The organism is Nostoc sp. 106C, from assembly GCF_002154725.1.
Classification (GTDB): Bacteria; Cyanobacteriota; Cyanobacteriia; order Cyanobacteriales; family Nostocaceae; genus Aulosira.
The window spans coordinates 1-20,302 of the sequence record NZ_MTAW01000014.1; the positions used below are offsets into that span (position 1 = coordinate 1).

At 40.9% G+C, this 20,302-nt stretch carries 21 protein-coding genes and 1 pseudogene; 13 read left to right on the forward strand and 9 right to left on the reverse strand.

Translation table 11 applies throughout. The annotated features are described in order from the left end of the window. Positions 1 to 5: 5 nt before the first annotated feature. On the reverse strand, positions 6 to 128 hold the full coding sequence (locus tag BV375_RS38545; protein ID WP_279432883.1) for a hypothetical protein: 123 nt from the start codon (positions 126 to 128) through the stop codon (positions 6 to 8). Between the two features lie 51 nt (positions 129 to 179). On the opposite strand from BV375_RS38545, the gene BV375_RS00475 reads away from it, so the two are divergent. Next, complete coding sequence (locus BV375_RS00475; protein WP_086756117.1) at positions 180 to 491, forward strand: hypothetical protein; 312 nt, start codon at positions 180 to 182, stop codon at positions 489 to 491. Between the two features lie 153 nt (positions 492 to 644). Further along, positions 645 to 1,598, forward strand: coding sequence for a sialidase (locus tag BV375_RS00480; protein ID WP_086756120.1), 954 nt, complete (start codon positions 645 to 647; stop codon positions 1,596 to 1,598). Between the two features lie 89 nt (positions 1,599 to 1,687). On the opposite strand, the gene BV375_RS00485 is transcribed toward BV375_RS00480, so the two are convergent. Continuing rightward, positions 1,688 to 1,951: a SemiSWEET transporter gene (locus BV375_RS00485; RefSeq protein ID WP_086756123.1), complete on the reverse strand. Its 264-nt coding sequence runs from the start codon at positions 1,949 to 1,951 to the stop codon at positions 1,688 to 1,690. Between the two features lie 255 nt (positions 1,952 to 2,206). Between BV375_RS00485 and BV375_RS00490 the strand changes: the two genes are divergently transcribed. Continuing rightward, the gene (locus tag BV375_RS00490) at positions 2,207 to 2,896 is read left to right on the forward strand and encodes a class I SAM-dependent methyltransferase (protein WP_086756126.1); all 690 of its coding nucleotides are present in this window, start codon (positions 2,207 to 2,209) and stop codon (positions 2,894 to 2,896) included. Positions 2,897 to 3,048: 152 nt separating this feature from the next. Here BV375_RS00490 and BV375_RS00495 read toward each other — a convergent pair. Continuing rightward, a pseudogene (locus BV375_RS00495) lies at positions 3,049 to 3,219 on the reverse strand (Uma2 family endonuclease); the annotation flags it as partial. Positions 3,220 to 3,372: 153 nt separating this feature from the next. On the opposite strand from BV375_RS00495, the gene BV375_RS00500 reads away from it, so the two are divergent. Beyond that, positions 3,373 to 4,698, forward strand: a complete 1,326-nt coding sequence (locus BV375_RS00500) for a hypothetical protein (protein ID WP_086756131.1) — start codon at positions 3,373 to 3,375, stop codon at positions 4,696 to 4,698. A gap of 169 nt (positions 4,699 to 4,867) precedes the next feature. Continuing rightward, positions 4,868 to 5,461 carry an SH3 domain-containing protein gene (locus BV375_RS00505; RefSeq protein WP_086756133.1) on the forward strand — a complete coding sequence of 198 codons (594 nt, stop codon included), beginning with the start codon at positions 4,868 to 4,870 and terminating at the stop codon, positions 5,459 to 5,461. A gap of 160 nt (positions 5,462 to 5,621) precedes the next feature. Here the strand turns inward: BV375_RS00505 and BV375_RS00510 are convergent, their stop codons facing one another. Beyond that, positions 5,622 to 6,983, reverse strand: coding sequence for a DUF3370 domain-containing protein (locus BV375_RS00510; protein ID WP_086756136.1), 1,362 nt, complete (start codon positions 6,981 to 6,983; stop codon positions 5,622 to 5,624). A gap of 40 nt (positions 6,984 to 7,023) precedes the next feature. Continuing rightward, positions 7,024 to 7,536: a peptidase C15 gene (locus BV375_RS00515; protein WP_086756139.1), complete on the reverse strand. Its 513-nt coding sequence runs from the start codon at positions 7,534 to 7,536 to the stop codon at positions 7,024 to 7,026. Between the two features lie 58 nt (positions 7,537 to 7,594). Between BV375_RS00515 and hisH the strand changes: the two genes are divergently transcribed. Both hisH and rsmD read left to right on the forward strand, forming a co-directional pair. After that, positions 7,595 to 8,230 (forward strand): imidazole glycerol phosphate synthase subunit HisH, encoded by a 636-nt coding sequence (gene hisH, locus BV375_RS00520; protein ID WP_086756142.1) that lies wholly within the window; start codon positions 7,595 to 7,597, stop codon positions 8,228 to 8,230. A gap of 137 nt (positions 8,231 to 8,367) precedes the next feature. After that, positions 8,368 to 8,913: a 16S rRNA (guanine(966)-N(2))-methyltransferase RsmD gene (gene rsmD / locus BV375_RS00525; RefSeq protein ID WP_086756145.1), complete on the forward strand. Its 546-nt coding sequence runs from the start codon at positions 8,368 to 8,370 to the stop codon at positions 8,911 to 8,913. Positions 8,914 to 9,015: 102 nt separating this feature from the next. Here the strand turns inward: rsmD and petG are convergent, their stop codons facing one another. Further along, positions 9,016 to 9,129 carry a cytochrome b6-f complex subunit V gene (gene petG, locus BV375_RS00530; RefSeq protein WP_086691646.1) on the reverse strand — a complete coding sequence of 38 codons (114 nt, stop codon included), beginning with the start codon at positions 9,127 to 9,129 and terminating at the stop codon, positions 9,016 to 9,018. A gap of 209 nt (positions 9,130 to 9,338) precedes the next feature. Here petG and BV375_RS00535 point away from each other — a divergent pair, with 209 nt between their 5' ends. The 6 genes from BV375_RS00535 (at position 9,339) to BV375_RS00555 (ending at position 17,009) form a co-directional block, all read left to right on the forward strand. Further along, the gene (locus BV375_RS00535; RefSeq protein WP_086756147.1) at positions 9,339 to 9,713 is read left to right on the forward strand and encodes a cytochrome c; all 375 of its coding nucleotides are present in this window, start codon (positions 9,339 to 9,341) and stop codon (positions 9,711 to 9,713) included. Between the two features lie 683 nt (positions 9,714 to 10,396). After that, entirely contained in the window at positions 10,397 to 11,134 is a 738-nt protein-coding gene (locus BV375_RS00540) for a peptidylprolyl isomerase (protein ID WP_086756149.1), read from the forward strand. 305 nt (positions 11,135 to 11,439) lie between these two features. Next, positions 11,440 to 11,589, forward strand: a complete 150-nt coding sequence (locus BV375_RS36440; RefSeq protein ID WP_166507337.1) for a hypothetical protein — start codon at positions 11,440 to 11,442, stop codon at positions 11,587 to 11,589. Positions 11,590 to 12,082: 493 nt separating this feature from the next. After that, positions 12,083 to 12,220: a carbohydrate porin gene (locus tag BV375_RS35645; protein WP_134075747.1), complete on the forward strand. Its 138-nt coding sequence runs from the start codon at positions 12,083 to 12,085 to the stop codon at positions 12,218 to 12,220. Between the two features lie 88 nt (positions 12,221 to 12,308). Continuing rightward, positions 12,309 to 15,542, forward strand: coding sequence for an efflux RND transporter permease subunit (locus BV375_RS00550; RefSeq protein ID WP_086756155.1), 3,234 nt, complete (start codon positions 12,309 to 12,311; stop codon positions 15,540 to 15,542). Between the two features lie 33 nt (positions 15,543 to 15,575). Then, on the forward strand, positions 15,576 to 17,009 hold the full coding sequence (locus BV375_RS00555; protein WP_086756158.1) for an efflux RND transporter periplasmic adaptor subunit: 1,434 nt from the start codon (positions 15,576 to 15,578) through the stop codon (positions 17,007 to 17,009). Positions 17,010 to 17,240: 231 nt separating this feature from the next. Here BV375_RS00555 and BV375_RS00560 read toward each other — a convergent pair whose 3' ends face one another. The 3 genes from BV375_RS00560 to BV375_RS00570 form a co-directional block, all read right to left on the reverse strand. After that, positions 17,241 to 18,083: an Rpn family recombination-promoting nuclease/putative transposase gene (locus tag BV375_RS00560; RefSeq protein ID WP_086756161.1), complete on the reverse strand. Its 843-nt coding sequence runs from the start codon at positions 18,081 to 18,083 to the stop codon at positions 17,241 to 17,243. 109 nt (positions 18,084 to 18,192) lie between these two features. Then, on the reverse strand, positions 18,193 to 20,067 hold the full coding sequence (locus BV375_RS00565; RefSeq protein WP_243713790.1) for an ABC transporter ATP-binding protein: 1,875 nt from the start codon (positions 20,065 to 20,067) through the stop codon (positions 18,193 to 18,195). Continuing rightward, complete coding sequence (locus tag BV375_RS00570; protein ID WP_086756163.1) at positions 20,064 to 20,291, reverse strand: hypothetical protein; 228 nt, start codon at positions 20,289 to 20,291, stop codon at positions 20,064 to 20,066. The genes BV375_RS00565 and BV375_RS00570 overlap by 4 nt, the downstream gene beginning before the upstream one ends. Positions 20,292 to 20,302: the final 11 nt, after the last annotated feature.

The following is a 20,302-nucleotide window of genomic DNA, read 5'->3' on the forward strand; positions in this document are numbered from 1 at the left end:
AGTTATTATTGACTGCCATCTCTTAACTTAGTGCCATTCGGAACGAAACCCAACACTTCAAAGTCCTGTAATTGTTGGGTTTCACTCAGTTCAAACGCCACTTCACTCAAGTCGGGAAACCCACCCACGTAAGTGGCTCCCCAACCTACGCATCTGTCTCATTTTTTCCTGGAATTGGTATGACAGCAAGCAATCTTAGACAGCAAATTTTAGAACATCTTGAAACATTACTAGGAGAACAGGTAAAAACTCTCCTGTTAACATGGCTGACTAGTTCATCTGGGGATTTAGAAGATTTTGAGCAGTTACTTATAAATCAAGCTACTCAAACGACAGAAGAATTATTTGAGGTAGGTGAGATAGACACAGCATTAAATTTTCAACATCTTACTGAAGCCCAAATGGTTCAGCAGAGTCTATCTGCTCTCGAAGCTTACCGTCGCACAGGTTCAGGAGTGACGCATAGCCATGCAGCTTTATTGATGAGCTAAATCGCAGTTTCTACAAGTAATAATTGTTAAATATATTTTAATTAATATCGAAATAGATGAATTCGGTAACACTTTTTATTCTAGCAAGGTGAATATTAAGCCAAACTTATTCTTATTCTAGAAATAGAGAACTTTATTAAGAAGAGAAAGCTTATGTCTCAAGTTTTTATTGGTACAGAACAAGGACTTTTTGAGTTAGAAAGTGACAATAAGGTAATTCCAGCTGAATCAGGACCACCGACAATCAAATTTTTGGCGGCTAGCCAAGGTCAAGCTTATGCATTGACTTTAGATGATGCACTCTGGTCGAAAAGACAAAATCAGCCTTGGCAGATGGTTAACTCACAACCAGTAAAAGAAGAAGTATGGGCCTTTGCAGTTGATTCTCATGTTCCGGAGCGACTTTATCTAGGAGTGTCGCCAGCACTGCTATATCAAAGTCATGATGGTGGTAAAAACTGGAAACCCTGCGATTCTATCCGGCAGATCCCAGGTTATGAGCAATGGACTTTTCCACCACCCCCACATATTCCTCACGTTCGCTCTATTGCTTCAGATGCCAAAGCTGACAATGGTCTTTATATTGGAGTTGAAGAAGGCGGAATTTTTCGGAGTCACGACCAAGGTCAAACTTGGGAAAGCCTCAATGAAGGACTTTATTGGGATGTGCATACAGTCGTCCCAGCTAATGATGTCTTGCGGTTGTATGCAACGACTGGAAATGGTTTTTATCGCAGTGATGATGGTGGTCACCACTGGCGACATATCAAAGAAGGACTAGAACGCAGTTACACAGTACCTTGTGTTGCATCTTTGCAGCAACCAAACCTACTATTTACTGCTGCGGCTGCGGGTCCACCACCAACTTGGAAGCAAGGAGCAAATGTAGCACTGTATCGTAGCGTAGATGGTGGCGAACACTGGCAGAAATTAGCACAGGGACTACCGTCAAAGTTCGATGTCATGATTCGAGCCTTAATTATAGATCCAGAAGACAGGGTTTTCGCGGCTGCTGGTGATGAGCTGTATATGAGTCAGGATTCGGGAGAAAGCTGGCAGTTATTAGGGAAAGATTTCTCTAATATTCGGGCATTAGCAGTGGTGTGAGCTGATTTTGATAATGTTGAATTACATATAAAACTTCGACTCAATGTCAATGAACACGAGACGTGGTTACTAATTAGTACCACGTCACCTTATCTGTATTTAATTTTCAGCACCAAAATCATCCCAGCAAACAAAAAGGTGACAATGTTTGCGGCAATGATAGGAATATCGTGAACATAAGCGCCATACACCAACCACAAAATAATACCTGTACACAGAACAATCAGCATACTCCAAGAAAGATCTTCAGCTGATTTTGACTTCCAGGTTTTTATTAGTTGGGGTAAATAGGCGATTGTCGTAAGTACTCCTGCTGTTAACCCTAAAATGGTGATGAAGTTAGATTCCTCCATTTGAGTTTGCTACCTCTATGCAGTGAAATGGTCAAGTAAGAGCATTTGAACTTTGACCATACACTACCATATTCAGCCGAGTACACTTATCAGCCTTAATTGGTATAACCACACTTGATTTTGGTCTGACTTATCAAAAATGTGTAGCTCTATTTCTTGATACTTACAGCAGGATGGTGAGGCGATCGCACAATATAAGAGAAAATAGGCAAATTAGCAGATGAGGACAAGGCTTAACCTGTAGTATGAGTTTTTATGTTTGAAGAAAAACCAGAAAATTTACGACTTTATGTTGCAAAATTAGCTAAAGAAGCTTTAGAAAAATCAGAACCATCAGCATGGTTTGAAGTTTTATATGCCGCAGCTAAGGGTGATACAGCACAAATTCCTTGGGCAAAGTTGGCTCCCCATCCCTATCTGCAAGATTGGTTGACTAAGCATTCACTAACCGCTACAGGACAAAAGGCACTGGTCATTGGCTGTGGCTTGGGTGACGATGCAGAAGCTTTAGCAAAACAAGGATTTGAGGTAACAGCATTTGACATTTCTCCTACAGCTATTGCTTGGTGTCAGCAGCGATTTCCCCTTTCGACTGTAAACTATGTACTTGCAGATTTACTGGCAATGCCCTCACAATGGCATCTTGCTTTTGACTTAGTTTTTGAATGTCGCAATATCCAAGCTTTACCTTTGAGTGTGCGTTTCTCTGTAATCTCTTCAATCGCTTCAGTAGTGGCTGCTGGTGGGAAACTATTAGTAATTAATCGTTTTCGAGAGATAGAAGCCGAACCTTCTGGTCCTCCCTGGCCGTTATCAAACTCCGAACTAGCAGAATTTGAAAACTTGGGATTACACCAAATACAACGTCTTGTGTTTTTAGAATCTGAGCAGATTGAAGTCAAGCAACTGCTGATTGAATATCAAAGACCTCATCCTGCTACTTAACAAAGTTAGCTAATATCAAGCATTACCTTGAGGTTAATGCAGATAAGGTGTATTGCTGGTGTATGCGATCGCTCCTTAATTAAGATGGAGAAACTTCAAAACTGACATCTTCATATACATCTGCGATCGCACACTTAAAATCTACACGCGCAATGATTTCTCAGCATTGAAGCAATATTGAGAGAAATAACTACATGAGCATTACTTGCTCCTGCCATTGCGTAAACCTGTCCATGTCTATATTCGTGCTTGATGGGACAGGTTTCTTCTCCTTTAAGATAGTCTTCTGAGGAAATATAGTTAGAATTTGGAGTTGCAACCATCTGCAATGACCTTGTGTGATGCCTTGTCTCCAGTTTAAAAGAAGCTCAGGGCTAAATTTGCTAAATTTGCATCTCAATAAATCTAGCTATTGCTAGATGCGCTAATAGTCTTAAAAGCTATAATTTACCTCTGTTGGTTAGAGACATAAACTTGTGGATGCAATATTAGAGCGATCGCACGCACTTAAACAAGCCTTGGTAGATTTTGTTTTGGACGCAGAAGGTGATTTAGCAAAAGCGCTAGAAACCTATGCAGCCGGAAAGTTACGCACTGGTAATGGTAATAGCACACAGCAAGACTTAGTTATTGATAGCTTTATTACAGAAGGGAAAGTTGGCGAGCACTCACCATTAGAATTATTTATAAATAGCCATCCTGATTTATCACAGAGCGATCGCGATTTAATTAGCAGTTGGCATCGTAGTTTTATAGGCTTATTTGCGATCGCTCAAATCCTACCTGATGGCTTTGAGCTAAGGAATTGGTTGACAGATAAATACTACCTCGTTAAGCCAAATAATCCCAAAACCCTACAGGAAATATCTCGATTAAAAGAAGGCGAAATATTGCTAACTCGCATTTGTCCTGTTACCGAGAGTGACTGGACATTTTTCAGTAATTATACAATTATGGGGAAATTGGGTAAACCAAAACTCGCTGTAGCTATTGGTAATTTTAAAGAAACCTATAAAAATAATCTTTACAGCGATGCGCCCGATTTACTAGAAGAAGCTTGGAATTCTGTTGTCCAATACCATCAGCAGTTTGTGGAATTTTTTGGTACGGACGAAATCACACTACCAGGATATCAACTAAATAAAAAAATAGCTGAATTTCAGGAAATAATCACTGAGAAATACTTGGCAGCTACAGGCATAGATACTTCCAAACCTATAGCAGAAATGGCCCAAGAAGCTGGCATTGGTGAAGAGGAAATCAAAGCAGCAGTAGAAGAAATGGGTGCTGACGCAAATGTAGCCTCGCAAATATTGAAAAATAATGGCAACAATAAAATGGTGATGCCAAAGGTTGATTTACCTAACGAACTTAGGAAAGCAGAACAGGTAACAGCCATTTCTCATCCTCGTTGGGGACAAATGTTTTTACCTACTTACAGTAAAATAAAATCAATTTTATCAACAGAAGATTGGCAAAATATTGAAGGTGCTCAAAAACTAATTCGCTATTATCTTGAAGACAAAAGTATTAATGCTTTTATATGGTATAGGTTAGCCCAAGAATACCCCAATACATTAGAAAATGTTTTGCAAACAGTTCTGCAACGTTCCGATTTTCGTCTAAACAGCGACTTGGATGCACTGTTACAAGAATTTCACAAACCTCTAGAGCCAGATTTACCGGAAATTGCTAGTGTTCCTCTACATCTGCACAACTTATTTCAAGCAGCTGTAGCAGAAGTTCACAAATCCAAGCCTCAAAATAAGGGACAGAAAAAGCCTGCAAAGGGTTTTAAATAAGGCTAGCAGACATCAGCGCCAACTCAGTTTGCGTTAACTATTAACGCCTATCGGCTAAAATCTGCTGGCATTATTAAGAAATTCAAGTATATTTTTTGCCAATCTGGAAACCCAGATGTATCATTTGAGGCGTCCATTGTCAAAAAATTAAATTTGGTTGCATCACAATATGACAAATTTAAACCAAATTCTGCCCAGTGACGGCGTTTTGAAGACGAATTCTTCTAGCACGAACGTGGTTAATATTCGTTCGGCTCCCGCAGTTAAGGACGGTAACGTTATACACCAAGGAAAATCAGGCGATCGCGTCAAAATTATAGACAAACAAAAGCCTTCAGGAGACACTCGTACTTGGTACAAAGTGCAGTTTAGTACACAAGCGAAAGATGTCGGCTGGGTACGCGAAGATGTAATTTCAGTGGTAGCTAGCCAGCCTGCGCCTGATAAAAATCCTTCTGAAACAGACACGCTAGTGTATTTCGTGACTGATACCAAGACAGTGAGAGTTTATGGTAAGGGGCAGGCATATATAAATGTATACGATAACAAAACTGAAGTGACAAACCGTGCCCCGGCGGCAAAATTACCTAAAAATGAAACTAATCAACTCTGGACAACCTATATTGCTTCCAAGGATGGATATACTTATCAAGTCAGATTCATTCCTGGTGCTGACACTGAACTGACAATTATTCATGAAAATAAGGTGATTTTACAGCAAAAAGGTTTTCGTGCTGACGGTACTGAGTATCGACCGAAATAAGGCAGAGGGTAGGAGGCAGAAGTTAAGAGTAATGAATTATCCTCCTTGTCACCCGAAGGGCGTTGGAAACCCTACCAAGAGCGCTGTCTCACCTTGTCCCCCTTCTGTTTCATGCATGGTGGTGTACGAAGTTGATAGGGGCTACCTTCTGCCTTCATTACTAGCTTTTCGCCTGAGTTGTAACTGTCAATACTTGCGGCGGCGTAGCATCTGGCGGATAGATTAAATCTACTTCTACCAATCTGCGATCGCCTGCTGGCATATTTAATAAAGTCAAGGGTTCTCCTAGTTGACCTTTCTTTTGCATCAAGTGGATAAACTGAGTTTGCGGCTTACCTCGGTCATCGTTGTAACGGACTCGCACCGTACCCCGGAAGAACACCTGATTAGATGGTGTATTCAAAAAGCGTAAGCCAGGTTTTACCAACGAATCTTCTTTCAGTGGCGTTTGGATTGCTACGCTAACAGTTTGTGAACTTTGGGTATTGTTATATAGTGGCAATTTCAGGCTGTATTGAATTCCATAGTTGCCATGAGCGCGGTATGCGGTGTCAGGATAGCGCACTAGCATATTAGCACTCTGAATTTGACTAGTTCCTAAGCTGCCACCATGCACGGTACTTAAAGCGTAAGACAACGCCTGACCAGGCTGGGGAATAGTTAAATACCTAGCTTGAGGATTATCAACCAAAAAGGCTCGCCACCCAGATCCACTAGCTACCCCTGCGACACGTCCATAAACACGGGGTTTGCCAGTGTCCTCTAGGGGGGTGGGGATTTTATCTCGTGGGCCAGCTAGATCACTATTATTGAGTAAATTTTGCCACTCATCTAAAGTCGGCGCACGCTCACTACCATCAGGATTTGTCTGTGCAAACATAGCGAGACTAGCTGCATAGACTGTGCCGCTACTGCGTAGCCGTATCAAAGTAGACCGACCATTTAAGGGTGGGGTAAGTCCCTTCACAGGAATAGGCAGATTCAGTAACATCTGACTTTGCCTTGGTGGAATGACAATTTGGGCAGGAAAAATCTCTTGTCGCTTTCCTCTAAGTACATCACTGGTAATGCGATCGCCTGGGCCAGAAAAAACTGTACCTAAAATATTTTCTGTAAAAGATGGTAACTGAATAAAGGGTGCTTCTGGCTGGCTCAAGTAACTTGCTGCTTGTAACACATTTACTGTTACTGGTGCAGAACTAGGATTGTGCAAAATTATCCCTATATAAAGTGAGCGCACATTTTCTGGTGGTTCAGCTTTAGCAATGTGGTGAGCAAAAATATCAAATCGCCCCCGAAATGGAAAATTTAAATGAGCTGTTGGTACTTTTTTGCCATCTGGGGGAAACGTAGAGAGTAAAATCCCTTCTTTTAATACTAATTCTGGGCTATTGCTATTAAATACTGGTACTTTATCGAGCTGTCCTGGTAAGGGACGCACGATTTGTGGTTGCACTACTTCTTCAGGCGGTAATGTAGGAGTTGATTGCGCAAGGGTCAAATTTAGTAACAATGGCAACATAGATTTAAATTTTTTCTCCACCATACAGACGCCGACAAATTTATGAAAGTGCCAGTTTGTTAATAATTAATACGAAATCTGCAACAATACTTACCAAATTTTCGTGGTTCAAAACTGGAACATGGACAAAGATGCAATGTGCTTTTAGGTGGTATTGGCGCAGGTAATCCAATACTGAATAATAAAGACCCTCACAAACAAATTTACCGCAGTCGTGGCTAATCTCAATTGCTGTTGCTCCAAAAACTAATTGCTCTAAATCCACTTCTGTTTGCAAAACAGTTTCTGCACAACTAGCACATACTTCCACTGTTAATTGCATACGGCTGGCAGCCATGCCACAACAGATAATGTAATCAGGTTGGAGTTCGTTGATTTTTGTAATTACAGAATCACTGGCAAGCTGCACATCCACAGGTAATTGACGCAAAAAAGTCAAATAATGAGGTAGTGTGTCAAGTTTGGATACTTCTAGTAATAGATCATCAGAAGAATTTGACTGTTGATCGCACAGCCAAGTGTCAAAAGAAGTTAATAGAAACCTTTTCTTCATAGGAAATATTATTTAAAATAGAAAAACCCTCCATAATAAATTTACAAGGAGCAGGTCAATGCCAGTTATTGCGGTCATAGACTACGATATGGGAAATTTGCATTCAGTTTGTAAAGGCTTGGAAAAAGCTGGAGCAACTCCTAAAATCACTCATTCTTCCAAGGAAATAGAAAAAGCAGATGCAGTAGTTTTGCCCGGAGTAGGAGCCTTTGATCCAGCTGTGCAACACTTGCGAGCACGTGGTTTAGAACAACCTATAAAAGACACGATCGCATCTGGTAAACCTTTTTTGGGCATCTGCTTGGGATTGCAAATTCTCTTTGAATCAAGTGCAGAAGGTACGCAACCTGGACTGGGAATTATCAGTGGAAAAGTCAAACGGTTTATTCCAGAACCGGATATCACCATTCCCCACATGGGTTGGAATCAACTGGAAATAACTCAACCAAAAAGTATTATATGGGAGCATTTACCATCCCAACCTTGGGTGTATTTTGTCCATTCTTATTATGTTGAACCAACCGATCCGCAAATTCGGGCTGCAACTGTTACCCACGGTACTCAAACTGTCACAGCTGCGATCGCACGCGAAAATCTGATGGCAGTTCAATTTCACCCCGAAAAATCCTCAAATATCGGATTGCAAATCTTGTCTAATTTCGTTGCTCAAGTACGGGAGAAAGTTGCCGCATAATTCAATTTAAATTTCTTTATTTGTCATTTGTTCATTGTCATTTGTCCTTTGTCATTTGTCATTTGCCCTAAACTAATGACTAATAACAATGACCCTTGACTAATAATCGGTGACTAATAACTAATGACTAGTGACCAATGACTCTGAGAATTTACGGCAATCGCCAGCTAAAAACTATACCTGGTCAAGACACCAGACCCACTAGTGCGCGGGTACGAGAGGCTGTCTTTAATATTTGGCAGGGAAAAATTTCAGGTTGTCGCTGGCTAGATTTGTGCGCTGGTACTGGTTCAATGGGAGCAGAGGCTTTGTGTAGAGGAGCCAGCTTAGTAGTAGGTATTGAACAATCGAGCCGCGCTTGTAAAATTATTCAAGAAAATTGGCAGCAGGTAGCTCATGCTGACCAAGAATGGAAAGTATTGCGGGGGAATGTACTCCAGCAGTTAAAAACCCTAGCAGGCAAACAATTTGACATAATTTATTTCGATCCACCTTATGCTAGTGGATTATACCAGCCAGTATTAGAAGCGATCGCTCATTATCAGCTTTTAAATTCTGACGGCGAAATAGCCGCTGAACACAGTTCCCAAGATTGGACTCCTCCAGTAATTCCAAATTGGGAAATTTGCCGTCAGAAAGTTTACGGTAACACATCTCTAACTTTCTACAGGAATATCGAATAAGGGGCAAGGGAGAGAGGGAGACAAGGGAGAATAATTGTTATGTTACTTTCTCATCTCCACTCTCTCAGGACTCAGCACTCAGGACTCAGGACTCAGCACTCTTCAGCCTCCCAGCTGGTTGGGGCGCTTATATTGCTTATAGGCAGCGTAAAACAGACCAGACAGAGTAACCACAATTAAACCAAGAACAATACCTGAGAGCAGGGGTTCAACCACTGTAAATCTCCTCTTTGCAATTATTAAACATTCATTTCCTGTTTTTGATTTTACCAAATTGGGGATGAATCCCGCGTCCTACAGCGTTTTAGAGAATGAGTGGCGACAAGAAAATCATCTTTTGTGCTTGCAGACAGAATCAAGAACTTTTAAGCTATGTGTAGGAAATGAAAAACTTTTAGCACACCTCAACTTTAACTACAAACCTTTTGGATAACCAGATTACCAAACCTGAAACTCTCATTCAGCGGATCGCTTTGCTGGCTCTTGCCATATTGCTAGCAATCCCTTTGGGCATTTTTGGTGTTCAAATGGTTCGAGCTTCCGATCCCTATGTCAAGAGTGTTCTCTCTCTCACAGGAAATCCTGTTCAAGGAAACGCTATCTTTCAAATTAATTGTGCTGGTTGTCATGGCTGGCAAGCAGATGGGCGAGTAGGCCCAAGTTTGCAAGGTGTCTCAAAGCATAAGTCTCGGTATGGGCTGATTCACCAAGTGATCAGTGGGGAAACGCCGCCAATGCCAAAGTTCCAACCGAGTGCCCAAGAAATGGCAGACCTTTTAAGCTATCTAGAGTCTTTATAGGAGGAAACATCACCATTGCATGGCAATAAGGAATTTTGAGCATTCATTTATAGCGAGAAGTTACAGACAAGAACAATGAGTTTGCGTATCTGCTAACTTCTCTTCTTTGTCCAAATTGCTATATCTGGAGCTTAAGCTAATCATCATTCAAACTGCATCCCTACATCTGTTTTCGGGTTCCCTAGTTGCCTTGGTTAAGCTAACTGTCTCCTAGCGCTGGTTCACAGCGTCTTTATGGGAATATGGATGACGCAACTTAAAAACACATTAGCTTAGGCACGAATTGCCAAATCGTCTTTATAAATTTTTAACCTTCTATATTTAGTAGGTAGTTAAAAATTAATCGTAAGATGACTGAGCCTGAAAACTTGCCCAGCTTAGAATAAAGAAATGTTTCAATTGTATCTACCTAAGGAGATAAATATTATCTTCGACGAAACTTTATAATAAGCAACACATTTTTGAAATTACAATTATGTTGAGTATACCAGAGGCAGCAACTGATACCAATTTTGGCTTTTAGATTAACAGTCTTTACCTAAAGATTTAACCAAAGTTGGTATGAACACTCACTACTGAGTTTGCGATGGCAGAGTTGCTATGCAGATTGCTGAATCAGTATCGAAAACTAAAGAATGTAAAATTCAACAGCCCATAATATATTTTTATATACTTAACACCTAATGACTGAAATACTAAGAATTGGTAACCGTACAATCACGGCTGATGAACTGATCCCCTTACTGGCTGGCTACCAAATGCTGCCACAGTTGCGACGGGAATTAATTATTGATGAGGCGATCGCATCCATAGACTGTACTCCAGAAGAAATCGCTCATGCTAGACAGCAATTTTTCGCTGAGAGGCAGTTAGCATCAGAAGCCGATGTCAAAGCGTGGATGGAATATCTCGGTCTTAGTGCCAATCAACTAGAAGCTCTGACTGTGCGCAAGCTGAAAGTTGAAAAATTCAAGCAAGTGACTTGGGGTAAAAAGCTCGAATCTTATTTCTTTCAGTCTAAAGCCAAACTGGACAAAGTAATTTATTCTCTGCTGCGCACTCAAGATATAGGAATAGCTCAAGAACTATACTTCCGCATTCAAGCCAAAGAACAGTCGTTTGCAGAAGTAGCACGGGAATATTCAAAAGGCCCGGAGGCGCAAACAGGGGGATTAGTTGGCCCCATTGAACTCAGCCAACTCCATCCAGCAATGGCGCAATTACTGACTAACACTCAACCAGGTCAAGTTTTACCGCCAACTCGCATTGCTGAATGGTTTGTGATTGTGCAGTTAGAGAAATTTATCCCCGCACAACTAGATGAACCTATGAGAGTGCGCCTTTTGAATGAACTGTTTGAAAGTTGGATACAGGAACAGCAAAGGCAAATGATGACTCCAGCTGTTTCTATCAGCAGTTAGTGTACCTGAAGAGACAAAAAGGCTAAGGGAAGGGAGACAAGGAGAGAAGTCTCTTGCGAGGCTTCCTCCGCTCAGAACTTTGGAGAGACAAGAGAGATGAAGGAGACTAGGTTATTTATCGTGCTTACAAGCCCTGCCAGAATTGTCCGCTTCATCGCCTTGTTAGCTCTGTTTGCACAATTCAGACATATATTGTTCACGGTCAAATTTGAATGACCCCAATCGGCGCACTAATTCTATCAGTGATTGATTATTGATATAAATTTCAGCCACGCAAAGACCTTTACCTAGTGTCCAGGGAGGAAATGAGCGATTTATTCGTATTTCAAAATTATCCAAAGTTTGCATCTGGTTGTCCTGTAATGTTCGCCTTATCACTAACTAATGTAACAATGCAAAGAATTTGCACTACATTAGCAGCGATCGCCTTCTTTGATTTCGGTTATATGAGTTAACCGACATTGAGGTAGAAGCGGCTAATTTAGAGCAATATGTTGTGCTTCATGGTAAGTGTATAGATGAAGATAACTGCTGAGGATTTATTGCAGCGATATGCTGCTGGAAAAAGAAATTTTGTTTAGTCGAACTTGGTATATATACTTTTTAGACGACCAAGATACTGGGGTTTTTAGCACTAAATTATTATCATTTATTACTATATAAACAAGATTTATTTACATGTAATTAATACATTAACCCATGCAGGCAGGTTTTGTCTGTTTCGCCGCGATTTCCCATCATTAAGGCTAAATAAAATTATGCATGAAATATTATATATTGATTGTTGAAGAAGTATAGGGTCTTGCAATTTACATATCTGTATGCAAAGATGAATATACATAAAATACGGTAAATCTACCAATTTACCGTACTAGTTCCGGTCAATGCTCAGAAATCTAGTTAGCTGATTGCAAATGAAGGCATTCAGCCAATTTTATTTGGAAGTAAATGACTAAAATCCAAATTTATAACTTCAACAACAATATTGCGATGACGCCAGGGGTAATCTGGCTTACTTCACCAGACTTTAAGGCAAGCAATCCTGATAGCGTAGTTGGATGGCTTAATACTACCTTCAGATTTTAATCTGGGGAACTGCTGTACAGTCTGCGTTTTTGATATTTTAATTACCCTGAGAGAATGAATAAGAAAGAATAATTTAAACTAAAACACAATGTGGATTGTTCAACTTGCTCTTCGCCGTCCCTACACCTTCGTAATCACTGCCATACTAATTTTTGTCTTAGGAGTAGTCACAATTACACGTATGGCAACGGATATTTTTCCAGAAATTAATATTCCCGTTGTCAGTGTAATTTGGTCTTATAACGGTGTTTCACCAGAAGAAATGGAACAGCGTATTGTTACAACCAGCGAACGCTCTTTTACAACTACAGTTAATGATATTGAACACATTGAATCCCAATCATTAAATGGTGTTAGTGTCATTAAAGTTTTCTTCCAACCAGGAGCCAAAATTGAGGCAGCAGTAGCTCAACTTACTTCGATTACTCAAACCATTCTGCGGGTTTTACCGCCAGGAATAACGCCTCCTTTGATTATTCGCTACAATGCGTCTAATGTGCCAATTCTCCAACTAAGTGTTAGTAGTAAATCACTATCAGAGCAGGAACTTTACGATAACGGCAATAATTTTCTGCGTACTCAGCTAGCGACCGTTCAAGGTGCATCTGTACCGTTACCTTATGGAGGGAAACCTCGGCAAATCATGGTAGATCTAGACCCGCAAGCATTATTTGCTAAAGGTCTTTCTGCAACTGATGTCACAACTGCTATCACTGCCCAAAATCTGATTTTACCTGCGGGAAATGCCAAGCTAGGCGATCGCGAGTACAATATTCGGCTCAATAGCAGTCCGCAAGTGATAGAAGCCTTAAATGATATACCAATTAAACAAATCAACGGTACTGTCATTTATATGCGTGATGTTGCTCAAGTCCATGATGGCTTTGCTGTGCAAAACAATATTGTCCGTCGAGATGGGCGACGTTCTAGTTTATTGACTATCCTCAAAAACGGTAGTGCTTCGACTTTAGATGTTGTGGCTCGTGTCAAACAAACATTACCACGCATTCAAGCCACATTACCTAAAGAATTAGATTTAGACATACTATTCGATCAATCTATATTTGTTAAAGCTTCTATTCAAGGAGTATTAACTGAGGGGCTAATTGCTGCTTGCTTAACTGCTGCCATGATTTTATTGTTTTTAGGCAGTTGGCGTAGTACTTTAATTGTCGCCATCTCCATCCCTCTATCAATTCTTTGTTCGATTGTTGTCCTCAGATTAATAGGACAGACTCTCAATATTATGACCTTAGGAGGTCTAGCTTTAGCAGTTGGGATTTTAGTAGATGATGCCACAGTAGAAATTGAAAATATCCACCGTAATTTTGGGCAGGGAAAACCCCTTAAACAAGCTATTTTAGATGGCGCGCAACAAATAGCTGTTCCGGCTTTTGTTTCCACCTTAGCAATCTGTATTGTTTTTATACCTGTAATTTTTTTAACTGGAGTAGCACAATCGCTATTTATGCCTTTAGGTATGGCGGTTGTATTTGCAATGCTTGCTTCTTATCTTCTATCACGTACAGTAGTGCCGATGTTAGCAAATTTTCTACTTGGTAAAGAAGTGCATCTTTATACTGAGCATGAAAATTTTGAACAGAATCTTCACCTCTCATCCCAAGTTGAAAAAAAAGATATTTTCTGGCGCATTCATGAGCAGTTTAACCGCAAATTTGAAAGATTTCGCCAACACTATCGCAATACTTTAGCCAAGGCTCTAAATCATCGCGGTATTGTTTTTGCACTGTTTGGTGCTTTTTGGGTAAGTGCTTTAGTTTTGCTACCTTTTGTCGGTCAAGACTTTTTTCCTCAAGTAGATGCGGGTCAGTTTCGCTTGCACGTCCGCACTCCTGCTGGAACGCGAATTGAGAAAACAGAACAGATTTTTACTCAAGTTGAAAACGCGATTCGCCAAATTATTCCCCAGCAAGAATTAGAAATTATTCTTGACAACATTGGTGTACCTGTAGGTGGAGTCAACCTTGCTTTTAGCGACACAGCAACTATAGGGCCTGGTGATGGAGAAATTCTTGTAGCCCTCAAAGAAGGGAAACATCACTCTACTTGGAAATATGTGCGACAACTTCGCCAAGAATTAACTGCCCAATTTCCCCAATTAACCTTCTTTTTTCAACCTGCGGATATAGTAACTCAAATTCTTAATTTTGGGTTACCAGCTCCCATTGATATTCAAGTTATAGGCCCTGCCAAAAATCGTCGGGATAACTACAAAATTGCTAAACAAATCAAAACCAAGATAGAAAAAATTTCTGGAGCAGTTGATGTTCATTTACATCAAGTTGTCGATGCCCCAGAAATACGTATTAATGTAGATCGTTCTCAGGCACAACGTACTGGTTTAACTCAAAGGGATGTCGCCAATAACTTACTCACATCATTAAGTTCTAGCGGTCAAACATCCCCCAATTTTTGGCTCGATCCGATTAAAGGAGTTAGTTATTTAGTAGCTGTACAAGTTCCTCAGTATAAACTTAACTCCCTAGAAAAGATTCAGAACACACCTGTAGCTAATGGCGCTAACGCATCACAACTCTTAAGTAATCTTGCTGTTGTGCAACGTGGTAAAGCATCTGCTGTGGTTAATCATTACAATGTACAGCCTGTCTTTGATATCTATGCAAATGTGCAAGGTCGTGATTTAGGTGCTGTAGCTCAAGAGGTTTATAAAATAGTTGACCAATTTCAGCATGAATTACCACGGGGAACATCAATTAAAGTCAAAGGCCAAATAGAAACCATGAACACATCTTTTCTAGGACTAGAAGTGGGATTGCTATTTGCAATTGGATTAGTTTATTGCCTAATGGTAGTAAATTTCCAATCTTGGCTCGATCCGTTCATTATCATGATGGCATTGCCAAATGCTTTAGCTGGAATTGTTTGGATATTGTTTATTACCAATACGACTTTTAGCGTCCCTTCTTTAATGGGTGCAATTATGAGTATTGGAGTGGCGACTGCTAATAGTATTTTACTGGTCACATTTGCTAATGAGCAACGTCTCATGGGAGAAAAAGCTGTGTCTGCGGCTTTAATCGCAGGTTATACCCGTTTGCGTCCAGTATTGATGACTGCTGGAGCGATGATTATTGGGATGTTACCAATGTCTCTTGGTTTAGGAGAGGGTGGCGAACAAAATGCTCCTTTAGGACGTGCTGTGATTGGTGGTTTATTAGCAGCAACAGTGGCAACTTTAATTTTTGTACCTGTAATTTATAGTATTTTGCGCCGTAAACAACCCCAAAATTTAGAGGAAGAAACATCATCTGCTGTCAAACTAACTGTAGTCAATCGGTAAAGCAATCAAGAGGAATGTTTAAATATATCAACTATGGATACTCAAGAAAAGTCTCAAATTGAAAATTCTGATATCACATCAGATGTGGCAACAAATCAAAAAAATCGCTTTAGCTCTATCACCATTATTGCCACGACAACTTTTGTTGTCACTGGACTGTTAGCAATTGGTATTATCCCGCGCATACAAAAGCAATCAGAATTAAATGCCTTTGCTAAATCTACAACAGCTAAAGTTACTACAGTTAATGTAATTAAGCCAAAGCTGGCATCTAATACTACTGAGTTAGTTCTCCCAGCTACTATTCAAGCTAATCGAGAAACAACAATTTATGCTCGTACAAGTGGTTACTTACAAAAGAGATTAGTGGATATTGGCAACCGGGTAAGTGCAGGACAATTATTAGCTGTAATCGATGCACCGGAAACTGACCAAGATGTGCAGCAAGCTGTTGCTGAATTGGCAAAATCTGATGCTAATCTGGCACAAGTGCAAGCAGATTTAGTACAAAAACAAAGTAGTCTTGCTCAAGCACAAGCAAACTTAAAAGCTAGACAGGCTGAATTAGTTCAGGCACGTACCAACCTAGAATTAGCACGTCAAACTTGGCAACGTTGGCAAGCACTGCAAAAGCAAGGAGCTGTTGCTACACAGGCTGCTGATGAGCGTCTATCAACATTTAATGCAAATAAAGCAAATGTAGATGCGTTAGTTGCTCGCGTTAAATCCGAGCGAGATAATGTGAATACTGCTGTTGCAGCAATTCAATCTCAAAAAGCTAACATTAATGCGTTTGTTGCAAGTAAGGCTGCTAGTAAGTCAAACTTGCAACGTACAACTGTTCTACAATCATTTAAACAAGTTGTTGCGCCTTTTACAGGTGTAATTACTGCGCGCAACGTGGATACAGGAGCTTTGATTTCTGCTGGCAGCAACAATAATAATGGAAATTCTTGGTTGTTTAAGATTGCTCAAACAGATACTTTACGTATCCGAATCAACGTTCCCCAAGCTTTTGTTCAATCAATTCAGCCCAGACAAAATGCGGTAATTCGTGTTAATGAGCTACCGAAAAAAACTTTTTCTGGTCAAGTGATTCGTACTGCTGATGCTTTAGATGCCAATTCTAATACTCTGTTAACTGAAATTGAAGTGAAGAATTCGGAAAATTTGCTGCGACCAGGAATGTATGCTGAAGTCAAGTTTCAGACTAAACGTCCTCATCCACCTTTGTTAGTCCCGGCTAATACTTTGATGATTAATACAGATGGTGTACAAGTAGCAAGCGTAACGAAGGAAGGTAAGGTTAGGTACAAAAAAGTAGAGTTGGGACGAGACTATGGGACTGAAGTTGAAGTGGTTTCTGGTTTAAGCCCTAATGTGATGTTAATTACTAATCCTACGGATGCTCTCCAAAACGGTCAATCGGTTCAGGCACTTGTATCGAAATCTAAGACTAAGAAATGATGCCTGAGATATGGATATTTTTACTATATGCTGCAAGAATGCGATCGCATTCTTGCAGTTAAGTTTTTAAATGCGTGTGAGTGCTACAGAAATTCAGACTGTAGGTAGCAAAGGCTATGACGGCTTTGCCATCGCTGTTGTGACTGGCGATGTTTAAATTGTAAAAGCGATCGCATTGGGTAATAGCTGTAATGTTTAACTTAGTGTACAAGTCAGGTGATCGCTACTAATTTAATTCCCAACTGCTTCTAACCAAGACGACAAATCAGCTACACATGTGAAATCTAACAGTGCTTCGGCAAGATTTTCTAATTGTTCTAGGGATAGAGTTTCAATGCGATCAGGCAATTCTTGAGGTAATTCTCCCACCCGCCGAGTCAGTTGACGAAGAATAAGCAATCGCGCTTCCGCTTCTCGTCCTTCTTGCTTAATTTCGCGGTAAACTCGCGTTTCCTTGAGCGTGATTCCTAGCATTGACTCTACCTCAGTTCGAGTTAATGTTTCAAACTTGTAAACCATGATTGTCACGATCATCTCTATTATGGCGCGACTTGCACTTTCAGACGCTTCTTGAGAGGTTCTAGTTAACAAATACCGTGCTTCTTGGGGTGCAAGTTCATCATCTAGTGTGGTTAACACCATCAGTGCTACCCATAAAGGTAAGATGCGAATATCTCCCAACTCATCTAAATATATGCGATGTACTTGTCCACCGTTGAGTAATGAGCGATGGGGATAAATATCACCCTGTTCGAGACTGCGAGATTGGTAAATTATGACTGCTTGCCAATCACTAAATCTGTCACGGTTGCGGTAAAAATAGAGTGCAGATTCCGCAAATACCCTTTCATATAACCTTTCGTCTTTTTGAAATTGAACCTCGCAAAAATATACAATCCCTGAACTGTCATTTTCTGGTGGTAAAAATACACCATCGATTTCAAATTTTGGCTCTTTGATAGCGACTGAATCAAACCGATAGTACTTGGCATTTATTGGTGGATTTGTCAATAGTTCAAATAATAAACTGGGGTATTGTTGAAATAGTTTGTAAAAAATTGAATCTCGGCGCATGAAGCATTTGATTTCATTGATTTGTTCAATCTGCTTTTCATTAAAACATGTAAGCTCATCCCACCTTCCGGAGTGAGCTTTTCCCGCGCCGACTTTCTGTAAGTACCTACTATCCTGTTTGCAGGTCGGATAAATTATGATCGCTAGCTTCTTCAGGTAAAAATCCACCTGCCTGCATTTGCCATAACCTGTAGTAAGCACCGCCTTTTGCCAATAGTTTATTGTGGCTACCATCTTCGACAATGCGACCTTGGTCAAATACCAAAATGCGATCTAGATGGGCGATGGTGGATAAGCGATGAGCTACTACAATCACGGTTTTTCCATGCATTGCCAAATCTAAGGTGTCTTGGATCGCTTTTTCGGTGATGGAATCGAGACTAGAGGTGGCTTCATCTAAAATCAGGATTGGTGCATCTTTGAGGATTACCCGCGCGATCGCAATCCGTTGTCTCTGTCCACCAGACAGTTTAACACCGCGTTCGCCCACCAAGGAATGATAACCCTCAGCCATCTGTGCAATAAAATCGTGAGCGTAAGCTTTGCGTGCGGCTTCCATCACTTCCTCATCGCTGGCTTCCAATCGTCCGTAACGAATATTTTCCAGTAACGTGCGATGAAACAGAGACGGATCTTGGGGAATCAAGCTAATCTGGGCGTGGAGTGCATCCTGAGTCATATCGCGAATATCGACTCCATCAATGAGAACTTGTCCCCCTTGGGGGTCGAACAGACGCAAAATCAAATTAACAAAAGTAGATTTTCCAGAGCCAGAAAAGCCTACCAATCCGACACGCTGTCCTGGTTGGATGGTAACAGAAAGGTTGTGGAATACTTTTTTCTCATCTGAATAATTAAAATTCACGCGCCGAAACTCAATGCGACCCTTAGTGATTGAATGGGCGATCGCGCTATCTCGATCGATTAACTCGTGGGGTTGAACAATGGTGAAGACACCATTGGCGACATTGCCAATATGTTCAAAGAATTCTAGAAAGCGTTTGCTTAAATTGCGAGCTTCACTGATGATCAACAGCGATAAGCTAGTTGCAACCACAAAGTCAGCAGTTGCGATCGCTCCTTGACTCCACAAATAAAGTGAGTAATACAGAGTACCAATTTTCAAAATCGCTGCTGAGATAAACTGAAACCAGCGAATTCGCTCTGAGTACCAGTTGGACTGTCTCACTTCTTTGAGTTCGCGCCTTAATTGCTCATTTAAATAACGTCGTTCAAAATCCAAACGAGCAAATAGTCGACTACTGGTAAGATTTGTTACCGCATCTACGATGATACCAGTTGTCTCACTTCTCTTAGCTGCGGCTCTGCGAGAATAAATTCGGCAGCGAGTTGCTAGCCAGAACGAAATACTAATGAACAGAACTGCCCATACTCCCACAAGTGCAGCTAGGGGAGGATAGGCGCGATACAGTACAATTGTAGCGATAGTATACACAATGATTACAGGCATAAATTCAGTAATCATCATTTGCATCGTCTGGGTTACACCTAAAGAAGTTTCGCTAATTCGATGGGCCAATGCCCCAGCAAAACTACTGCTCAGGTAGCGATGTGAATGGTGCTGCAAGTAGGCGTATAGAGAGCGGACGATGTGCTGTCGGTGAATTGGGTGCAGGATAGTCTGCAACAATCCCGACGATCGCCCGAATATCACTTCACCCACACTCAAGGCGACGAACAGCATCAGGGGTTGCTTCACAGCATCAAAAATGAGCTTGCTGTCGCCCGGCGATCGCGTTACACTGCGGATAATCTCGCCAATGGCATAAGGCAACATAATGCCACAAGTTGCGTGTATCACCTCCAAAATTACTGCTGCTACATACCACCAGCGAAATTGATTGACAAAATAGCAAATGAACCTGAATGGAGTCGCTGGTAATTGGGGTGCATCAGCAGCACGTTGGAACGATTGAGATGAACGAGGACTTTTGATTAAAGAACGGCGATCGCGTCGTATCACTTCAGCTTCTCCCTAACATCATCACAATCTGCCTGTATTTCACTCATTTCAGTGAGTCTGCTCATGCGTTCCACGCTTCGAGGAGTATCCTCCAACTTGACACGATACCGATCCAGCCAGATCCCAATCATTCCAGCCTGCTTTGCTGCGATCGCATCCAGTTCAAGATTGTCGTTGACAAAAAGACTGTCATGTGTATGTATTTCCTCTGTGGTCTTATGCATTAACAAATGTT

Coding starts and splice junctions, on each gene's coding strand:
- BV375_RS00475 (WP_086756117.1), top strand. CDS start 180: ATGACAGCAAGCAATCTTAGACAGCAAATTTTAGAACATCTTGAAACA.
- BV375_RS00480 (WP_086756120.1), top strand. CDS start 645: ATGTCTCAAGTTTTTATTGGTACAGAACAAGGACTTTTTGAGTTAGAA.
- BV375_RS00485 (WP_086756123.1), bottom strand. CDS start 1,951: ATGGAGGAATCTAACTTCATCACCATTTTAGGGTTAACAGCAGGAGTA.
- BV375_RS00490 (WP_086756126.1), top strand. CDS start 2,207: ATGTTTGAAGAAAAACCAGAAAATTTACGACTTTATGTTGCAAAATTA.
- BV375_RS00505 (WP_086756133.1), top strand. CDS start 4,868: ATGACAAATTTAAACCAAATTCTGCCCAGTGACGGCGTTTTGAAGACG.
- BV375_RS00510 (WP_086756136.1), bottom strand. CDS start 6,983: ATGTTGCCATTGTTACTAAATTTGACCCTTGCGCAATCAACTCCTACA.
- BV375_RS00515 (WP_086756139.1), bottom strand. CDS start 7,536: ATGAAGAAAAGGTTTCTATTAACTTCTTTTGACACTTGGCTGTGCGAT.
- hisH (WP_086756142.1), top strand. CDS start 7,595: ATGCCAGTTATTGCGGTCATAGACTACGATATGGGAAATTTGCATTCA.
- rsmD (WP_086756145.1), top strand. CDS start 8,368: ATGACTCTGAGAATTTACGGCAATCGCCAGCTAAAAACTATACCTGGT.
- BV375_RS00540 (WP_086756149.1), top strand. CDS start 10,397: ATGACTGAAATACTAAGAATTGGTAACCGTACAATCACGGCTGATGAA.
- BV375_RS36440 (WP_166507337.1), top strand. CDS start 11,440: ATGAGCGATTTATTCGTATTTCAAAATTATCCAAAGTTTGCATCTGGT.
- BV375_RS35645 (WP_134075747.1), top strand. CDS start 12,083: ATGACTAAAATCCAAATTTATAACTTCAACAACAATATTGCGATGACG.
- BV375_RS00550 (WP_086756155.1), top strand. CDS start 12,309: ATGTGGATTGTTCAACTTGCTCTTCGCCGTCCCTACACCTTCGTAATC.
- BV375_RS00555 (WP_086756158.1), top strand. CDS start 15,576: ATGGATACTCAAGAAAAGTCTCAAATTGAAAATTCTGATATCACATCA.
- BV375_RS00560 (WP_086756161.1), bottom strand. CDS start 18,083: ATGCGCCGAGATTCAATTTTTTACAAACTATTTCAACAATACCCCAGT.
- BV375_RS00570 (WP_086756163.1), bottom strand. CDS start 20,291: ATGCATAAGACCACAGAGGAAATACATACACATGACAGTCTTTTTGTC.